This window comes from Treponema sp. UBA7567, assembly GCF_002476655.1.
GTDB lineage: Bacteria > Spirochaetota > Spirochaetia > Treponematales > Treponemataceae > Treponema_D.
In genome coordinates, this window is the sequence record NZ_DLLH01000043.1 from 42298 (window position 1) to 49936 (window position 7639).

Below are 7639 nucleotides of genomic sequence, written 5' to 3' on the forward strand. Positions count from 1 at the left end.
ATCCTCCGCAGAAAATCAGACAACCTTAAACTGTTCGACATAACATCTGTCCAAAGCATTTCGCAATTCAGGACAAATGTCTTCAAAATTCATTTCCATGCCTTCGAGCGACAGTTTTAACGCATCTCTGTCATCATCTTTAAATTCGTTTTCATTGGAAAGCATATCCAAAATTCTGGCAGCATGCGCAAACAACTGAGAGAGAATAACAAGCTCCTGCTGCGGAAACCGTTCGATTTTTTCACCAGCTTCATCAATATCAAAAACCAAATTCTGAACTTTTGCAAACAAGCCTAAAGCCTTGTGCCGCAACGACGCAACCGGAAAATCTGCCAACCAATTATAATGCTCACGTAATATATCACTTCTTTTTATAATTTGCAACGTAATGAATTCTTCATCTTCCTTAGAAATTTCCATTTCCTCTGGCAGAAAATCTTTAAGTATTTCTTCCGGCTTAATTTCTTTTTTGTTAAAAAGCCTGTCTTTTATAATGCAGTCAAGCAAGCATGCTGGAGGCTGCAAGGCTGGCAAACACGCCTCAAGCCCAGACCCAAGCATTTCCCGATTCCATTTTCCAACAGCAGGAACATCTTCGCCTTTTTTCCAAAGTCTTGTTTCTACGCCAAAAAGTTCCATGCTGATTTTTTTTGTCGAATTTAAAAATTCATGGATTGAACCGCAGGCTGGCGCGCAAAGCTCTTTTCTGTGCTCTAAAAACGCAAACGAAAGCTGTTGTTCCATGCTTGAGCAAGGCCCCATTTTGTCAAAACTTCCAAACAACGCTTTTTCAAGATTTTCGTTCCAAAGTTTTATTTTTCCGATTTCTTCATTCAATTCCAAAATTGTCTTTCTATGATTCAAAATCGGATAAATTTCAATAATTCCCTGATCCCAATCAGCCATTCTGCACAAAATACGATCGCCCTTATGAAAATTAAAATCCGAAATAACTTTTTCAAGCGAAATTCCTGTCAAACTGATTTTCGATGGCAGTTCAAAATTGTTATTTGCAATTTCAGATTTATTATTTATCGGGTCGGCGGCAATATACTGGCTTGCATATTCATCACCAAAAAAAGTAAAAAATTCTCTTGCCGTATTGCAATCGGTCGTCATAATTTTTTTTGGCAGAATTCTATCGTTATAAACAAATTTCAACTGCGACGAAAGCATTTCGCAATCCGCAAAAGGAATACAACGGTCGCCAGGAATAAAAAGCTTCTGCTCAAGTTCTTTAGCGGTCGGAACAAAACTAAAAAACATTCCGTTAAAAACCCCGGCATGCGTCATATAATAATGCCCTTCAAGAGCAAACACTCTGTCATCTGCCCGCAAAAATTCATCGATTTCTTCCGCTGTAGCTTTTTCACCGTAAGGCTTGAGTAATAAATTTATTTCTGTTGTCGTAAAAGGCCTGTCAAAAGTTCTCAAAAACTGCGACAAAACTTTTTCAATTTTTCCATACATACTTATAATTTACAAAATTTAAGCCCCTTCCGTCTATCAAAAACGTTTCTTTTACGGTCCTTTATAAAATAAAGCCAGAATAATTTTTAACAGCAGGGCGGCTTTTTGCGTTGCAAAAACCAGGCTTTCCGGGGTTCCGCGCTAACCGCGCTACATTGCCCAAAAGCAACGGCTTCGCCGCCCCTGCAATCCTTGCCGCAACCGTGTAACAAAAAATGCCGGCATTTCTACCGGCATTCCATTATTTTTTATTCAGCAATCTAAAAAGCGCAATTACTTTTTTTCCCGAATGTCAAGAATTTTTACATTTTCCTGTCTGATAATTTCTTCAACTGTTTCTTTGCTCAAATTGCCGATTTTTACCGTAATAATCCGCTTTGAAACATCGCTTCCGTCAGCTGTTACCACAGAAACAATATTTCCGTTTTTTGCAGCCACGGCAGTTGCAATTCTCGCAAGTTCGCCAGGTTTCTCTGCAACTTCAATCACTGCCCGAACTCCAGGCAAGGTCGCTCCAAACATCGAAATAAATGCGTTAAAAAGGTCAGTTTCGGTAATAATTCCAGAAAGAATTCCATCTTTCATTACAGGCAGACATCCGATTTTCTCAGTTGCCATTGTTCTTGCAGCCTCTTCAATCACTTCATCAAAATCAACAGTTTTTACGTTTTTTACCATTATCTTTTCAACTTTTAATTTTGAAAGAAGATAACCCAATTCATACATATCAAGTGTCGAAGCGCTGGAAGGAGCTGCTTTCTGCAAATCATTCTTTGTTATAATTCCAACCAGTTTTTTTGACTTGTCAACAACCGGAAGCTTATTGATTTTTTCTTTTATCATCAAAGCCTTTGCATCCGTCAAAGATGTATCTGGCGAAACATAAATTACATTTTTGCTCATAAAGTCACATACTTTCATAATTTCCTCCAAAAAGTTTACAGAATGGCAACCTTAAATAATTTTAAGTCGCGTTTTATAAAAAAGCAAACAAAACTATTAGCCGCCAAGATATGCAGCCTTTACAGCCGGATCTTTTATCATGTCGCTTGATTTTCCTGACGAAGAAATGCTTCCAGTTTCCAAAATATAAACTCGGTTTGCAATGCTCATCGCCTTGAACGCATTCTGTTCAACAAGCAGAATTGTCGTTCCGTCCTCATTGATTTTTTTGATAATTTCAAAAATTTCATCAACAAGAATCGGCGCAAGTCCCATGCTCGGTTCATCAAGCAAAAGAAGCTTTGGGTTTGCCATAAGTCCGCGGCCCATTGCGAGCATCTGCTGTTCTCCGCCCGAAAGAGTTCCTGCAAGCTGCTTTAAGCGCTCTTTCATTCTCGGAAAAAGCTCAAACACGTGTTCCATATCCTGCTTGATTTTTTCCTTGTCATTTCGAGTGTAAGCTCCCATTTCAAGATTGTCTTTTACAGACAAATTTGCAAAAATTCGCCTGCCTTCAGGAACATGAATCAACCCTCTGTGAACAATCTGAGCCGCCTGAAGATTTGTAATGTCTTCTCCGTCAAAAACAACAGAACCGCTCTGTTTTTTAATCAAATTTGAAATTGAATGTAAAGTTGTTGTTTTTCCAGCGCCATTCGAGCCAATAAGGGAAATAATTTCGCCTTCATTTACATCAAACGAGATGCCTTTTAGAGCGCGGATTGCACCGTAATTCACAACAAGATTTTTTACTTCAAGAATTGCCATAATTTCTCCAAAAATTTCCGATTCAAAAAATTTTTAAGCAAGATTTTCCGCTTCAGAACCCAAATAAGCTTTAATTACATCGGGATTTGATTTAATTTCCTCCGGAATTCCGCTCGCAAGAACCCGGCCGTAATTCAAAACATAAAGACGCTCACAAATTCCCATTACAAGTTTCATATCGTGTTCAATAAGAAGAATCGTCAGGTTAAATTCTTTGCGGATAAACGCAATAAGCTCCATAAGTTCCTTTGTTTCCTGAGGATTCATGCCAGCGGCAGGTTCGTCCAGCAAAAGCAGAGTTGGATTTGCAGCAAGGGCACGGCAAATTTCAAGTTTTCGCTGTTCACCGTAAGGCAAATTTGAAGAAAGTTCGTTTTCTTTTTTTTCAAGACCAAAAAGTTTAAGCAGATTCCGCACTCTTAAATTCATCACTTCTTCATCTTCAAAAAATTTTTTAGTACGCAAAATTGCGTCCCAAGGTTTAACTTTTCTCTGACTGTGCATTGCAATCCGAATATTGTCGCTTACGGTCAAATTTCCAAAAAGCCTGATATTCTGAAAAGTTCTCGCAATTCCAATCAAATTGAGCTGGGCCGGTGTTTTTTTATTTACAACCTGAGCTTTTCCATTTTTATCCCAAAAAGTAATCTGTCCGCCAGTCGGAGTGTAAACGCCAGAAAGCATATTAAAAACAGTCGTTTTTCCAGCGCCGTTCGGACCGATTAAACCGACAAGTTCGCCTTTGCGCAGTTCCATATTGAGTTCGCTGACAGCTTTAAGTCCACCAAAAACGATAGAAAGGTCATTTACCTGAAGAATCAATTTTTCATCACTCATTATTCTGCCTCCCCTTCTGCCTTTTTTGTGTCTGAAGCTTCATTTTTCGCCTTTTTAGAAAATCTGCTTTTAAGACTAAAAAATCCGTTCACAAAACTCAATTCCTTCATTCCCATAAGCCCCTGAGGTCTAAAGAGCATTACAATAATTAAAACAACCGGGTAGAACAAAAGACGGTAGTTTCCAAGGAATCGCAACGCTTCCTGAATCGCCGTCAAAACAAAGGCTGCAATAACTGTACCGCTAATGCTTCCCATTCCTCCAAGAACAACATAAATCAGCATATTTACAGAATTGTTAAACGAGGCAATATCCGGCTTAATAAAACCAACAATCGGAGCATAAAGCGCGCCCCCAAGACCGCCTATAAACGAAGCAATCACAAAACCAATCATTTTGTATTTAAAAACGCTGATTCCGTTAGAATTTGCGGCAATTTCATCTTCTCGAATAGCCTTGATTGCCCGGCCGTAAGTTGAATGTAAAAAGTTCTGCAAAAGAATAATCAGAACAACAAGCATTCCAATACTTACCAGATAACTCATTGCAGGTCCCCAAAAAAGGTCATCGCGCATAAAACTGTATTTAAAACTTTTTCCGTTCGGACCGCCAGTAACAGCTTTGAGGTTCACAAGAACTACACGCACAATTTCGCCAAAAGCAAGAGTTACAATCGCAAGATAGTCGCCTTCAAGTTTTAAAGTCGGAAATCCAATAACAAAGCCAAAAACCGCTGCCAAAAAAGGAGCAACAAGCATGGCAACAGGCAGCGGCAAACCAACATCCTGAGTAAAAATAATTACCGAATAAGCGCCTATCGCTTCAAAAGCACACTGGCCCAAAGTAAGCTGACCAACAATTCCCGTAACCATATTCACAGAAATCGCAATTACAGCATTGATTCCGCCCATTGTCAAAATCTGCGAAGTATAAGCGTCTATCAAACCAGCGCGAATTAAAACAAACGGAATTACAACCGCCGCCAGAGCCACAACTCCAGGAATTAAAAAATTGCTTTTTTTAGTATTCATCATAAACCAGCCCCTAAACCTTAACCCTTACTTTTTTGCCAAGAAGGCCGGCAGGTTTTACCAAAAGAATAACAATCAAAATACAATAGGCAATTGCATCCGCATATTGAGAAGACAGATAGGCCTTAACCATAGTTTCCGCAACACCAAGAATAATTCCGCCGACCATAGCTCCAGGAATAGAACCAATTCCGCCCAGAACAGCCGCAACAAAAGCCTTTAATCCAGGAATATATCCCATAAGAGGATCGACCTGCGGATAAGCAACAGCATAGAGAACGCCGCCTGCGCCGGCAAGAACAGAACCGATTACAAAAGTAACGGCAATAATTCTGTTCGAGTTAATTCCCATCAAACTTGCAGCGCCAAGGTCGTAACTAACAGCCTGCATTGCTTTTCCAGTTTTTGTGTAATTTACGACATAGTTCAAAACAACCATAAGAACAGCCGAAAGCAAGATTACAATAATCTGTACATTGCTTATAGAACCAATTCCAAAACTAAAATTTTTAATCGCCATTGTCGGAAAAGAACGTGGCTCCGGACCGACAAAAGGCAAAACGCGCATAACATTCTGCAAAATCAATTCAACAGCAATCGCCGTAATCAACGAATTCAACCTCGGCGCATTTCTCAAAGGTCTGTACGCAAGCCTTTCAATCGCAAGACTCAAAAGTCCGCAAAAAACCATTGCAGCAAAAAAAGCACAGACCATTCCCGCTGGAGTTGTGCCCATCGCACACAAAACAAAATATCCTGCATAAGCGCCAATCATCATAACGTCGCCATGCGCAAAGTTAATCAACTTAACAATGCCATAAACCATCGTGTACCCAAGGGCAATTAAGGCATAAATACTTCCTAACGAAAGTCCATTGATAAGCTGCTGAACAAAAATTGTTACGTTGTTCAAACTTATCCTCCAAATATATTAGTTCTATTGTATTGTAAAAAATTTTTTGTTTTTAGTAAATCAAGGCATCATGCATTATTTATAGGAGCACAATCCGCTTTCAAACCGGCTCTTCACGGTTGCGCTATCCGCTCCATCCGTCAAGACGGACGCTGCGCGCCGTTCCGATCCGGGCTAAGTTTTCGGCAAAAAAAAAGCGCCATTCCTTCGAGAAAAGCAGTTTTCTCAAATTCATGACGCCTTTGTCAAATTAAGCAAATTTAAATTTACGGCTCTACTGTAGTTTTATAAACTGTAGAAAGTTTTCCGTCAGCACCTTTTACCAATTCAAGCATTACAGCAGATTTTACAGGGTTTCGTTTTTCGTCAAAAGTAATGTGGCCTGTAACATAGTCGCCTTCAGAAGCAGCAAGAGCATCTTTTACAGCAACGCTGTCAGTTGAACCAGCGGCCAGGATTGCATTTTTAATCATATAAACTGCATCATATCCAAGAGCAGCAAAAGAAGTCGGAGTATGATTGTATTTTGCCTTATAATTTTCAACAAAAGTTTTTACTGCGCCAGTAGTTGCATCAGATGCATAGTGGTTAGAATAAAAACCGTTCAAAACTTCATCGCCGGCATTGTCAACAAGACCGTCCCAACCATCAGCACCAACAATCGGAGTATTAATTCCCTGAGCACGCAACTGTTTAGCAATAAGAGCTACAGTTCCGTAGTAATCTGGAAGGTAAACAACATCTGGTTTAGAATTCTTAATTTTTGTAAGCTGAGCGTTAAAATCTTTGTCTCCAGTGCTATAAGATTCTTTAGCAACAACAGTTCCAGAAGCAGAGAAAGTTTTTACAAAGTTTTCTGTAAGACCTACAGAGTAGTCGTTTCCAATATCATAAAGAACAGCAGCCTTTTTAGCACCAAGAGTTTCAAGCGCAAATTTAGCTCCAACAGTTCCCTGGAACGGGTCAATAAAACAAGCTCGGAAAACAAAATCTCCAGCTTCAGTAATTGCAGGAGCTGTAGCAGCAGGAGCAATCATCAAAACTTTCTGAGCCTGAGCCAAAGAAGTGATTGCCATTGTACATCCAGAAGTCAAAGAACCAACAATAAGTTTTGCTTTTTTCTGTGTAACGATTTTTTTATAAGCATTTACAGATTTTTCTGGGTTTCCTTCATCATCTTCGCTTATAATTTCAATTTTTTTACCGTTAATGCCACCAGCAGCGTTAATTTCTTCAGCCGCCAAGTTGATTCCATTCAAACAGTCAACACCGTAAACAGCTACAGCACCAGAAAGAGGTCCAATAGCACCAATTTTTACCGTTTCTCCAGCTTTTTCACCACAACCAGTAAAAGCGAAAAGTCCTGCAACAGCAAGAGCAACTGCGCCCAAAACTTTTTTCATTTGAGTCCTCCAAAAATTCAACTTAAATAAACTTTAATTATTTTCTTAATTTTAGTAAATAAAAATGAATAATAAATTTTTCACTTTTTAAAATTTTAAAGCACAAAATTCCAAAAATACTCAGACAATATTCAAAAAAATTATTTCATAATCAGCCTGAATATCGAATTAAAAAAAGACCAGTTCTTGCCGTGTCTGACAGCACGATGTCTGCATAAAAACCCGTTTAGCAATCTAATGACAAATGGCCAAGTCCGATAATGACATTAAATTAT

The 7639-nt window shown here is 39.1% G+C and carries 7 protein-coding genes; all 7 read right to left on the reverse strand.

Features of this window, described 5'->3' with window-relative positions; all coding sequences use genetic code 11:
* Window positions 1-15 precede the first annotated feature (15 nt).
* The gene (locus B3Y13_RS05410; protein WP_296018113.1) at window positions 16-1470 is read right to left on the reverse strand and encodes a hypothetical protein; all 1455 of its coding nucleotides are present in this window, start codon (window positions 1468-1470) and stop codon (window positions 16-18) included.
* A 273-nt stretch (window positions 1471-1743) separates the two neighbouring features.
* A complete protein-coding gene (locus B3Y13_RS05415; RefSeq protein WP_296018107.1) occupies window positions 1744-2391 on the reverse strand; it encodes a CBS and ACT domain-containing protein in 648 nt (215 codons plus the stop codon).
* Between the two features lie 78 nt (window positions 2392-2469).
* Window positions 2470-3180, reverse strand: coding sequence for an ABC transporter ATP-binding protein (locus tag B3Y13_RS05420; protein WP_349675710.1), 711 nt, complete (start codon window positions 3178-3180; stop codon window positions 2470-2472).
* Between the two features lie 33 nt (window positions 3181-3213).
* Window positions 3214-4017: an ABC transporter ATP-binding protein gene (locus B3Y13_RS05425; RefSeq protein ID WP_296018097.1), complete on the reverse strand. Its 804-nt coding sequence runs from the start codon at window positions 4015-4017 to the stop codon at window positions 3214-3216.
* Entirely contained in the window at window positions 4017-5048 is a 1032-nt protein-coding gene (locus B3Y13_RS05430; protein WP_296667990.1) for a branched-chain amino acid ABC transporter permease, read from the reverse strand. Before B3Y13_RS05430 ends, B3Y13_RS05425 begins: the two co-directional genes overlap by 1 nt.
* A gap of 13 nt (window positions 5049-5061) precedes the next feature.
* Complete coding sequence (locus B3Y13_RS05435; protein ID WP_296667925.1) at window positions 5062-5961, reverse strand: branched-chain amino acid ABC transporter permease; 900 nt, start codon at window positions 5959-5961, stop codon at window positions 5062-5064.
* Between the two features lie 266 nt (window positions 5962-6227).
* Complete coding sequence (locus B3Y13_RS05440) at window positions 6228-7364, reverse strand: ABC transporter substrate-binding protein (protein WP_296667935.1); 1137 nt, start codon at window positions 7362-7364, stop codon at window positions 6228-6230.
* Window positions 7365-7639 lie beyond the last annotated feature (275 nt).

What these genes read in the sequence shown, in the direction of transcription:
- B3Y13_RS05440 (WP_296667935.1), bottom strand. Translation starts at nt 7,364, where the DNA reads ATGAAAAAAGTTTTGGGCGCAGTTGCTCTTGCTGTTGCAGGACTTTTC.
- B3Y13_RS05425 (WP_296018097.1), bottom strand. Translation starts at nt 4,017, where the DNA reads ATGAGTGATGAAAAATTGATTCTTCAGGTAAATGACCTTTCTATCGTT.
- B3Y13_RS05415 (WP_296018107.1), bottom strand. Translation starts at nt 2,391, where the DNA reads ATGAAAGTATGTGACTTTATGAGCAAAAATGTAATTTATGTTTCGCCA.
- B3Y13_RS05410 (WP_296018113.1), bottom strand. Translation starts at nt 1,470, where the DNA reads ATGTATGGAAAAATTGAAAAAGTTTTGTCGCAGTTTTTGAGAACTTTT.
- B3Y13_RS05420 (WP_349675710.1), bottom strand. Translation starts at nt 3,180, where the DNA reads ATGGCAATTCTTGAAGTAAAAAATCTTGTTGTGAATTACGGTGCAATC.
- B3Y13_RS05430 (WP_296667990.1), bottom strand. Translation starts at nt 5,048, where the DNA reads ATGAATACTAAAAAAAGCAATTTTTTAATTCCTGGAGTTGTGGCTCTG.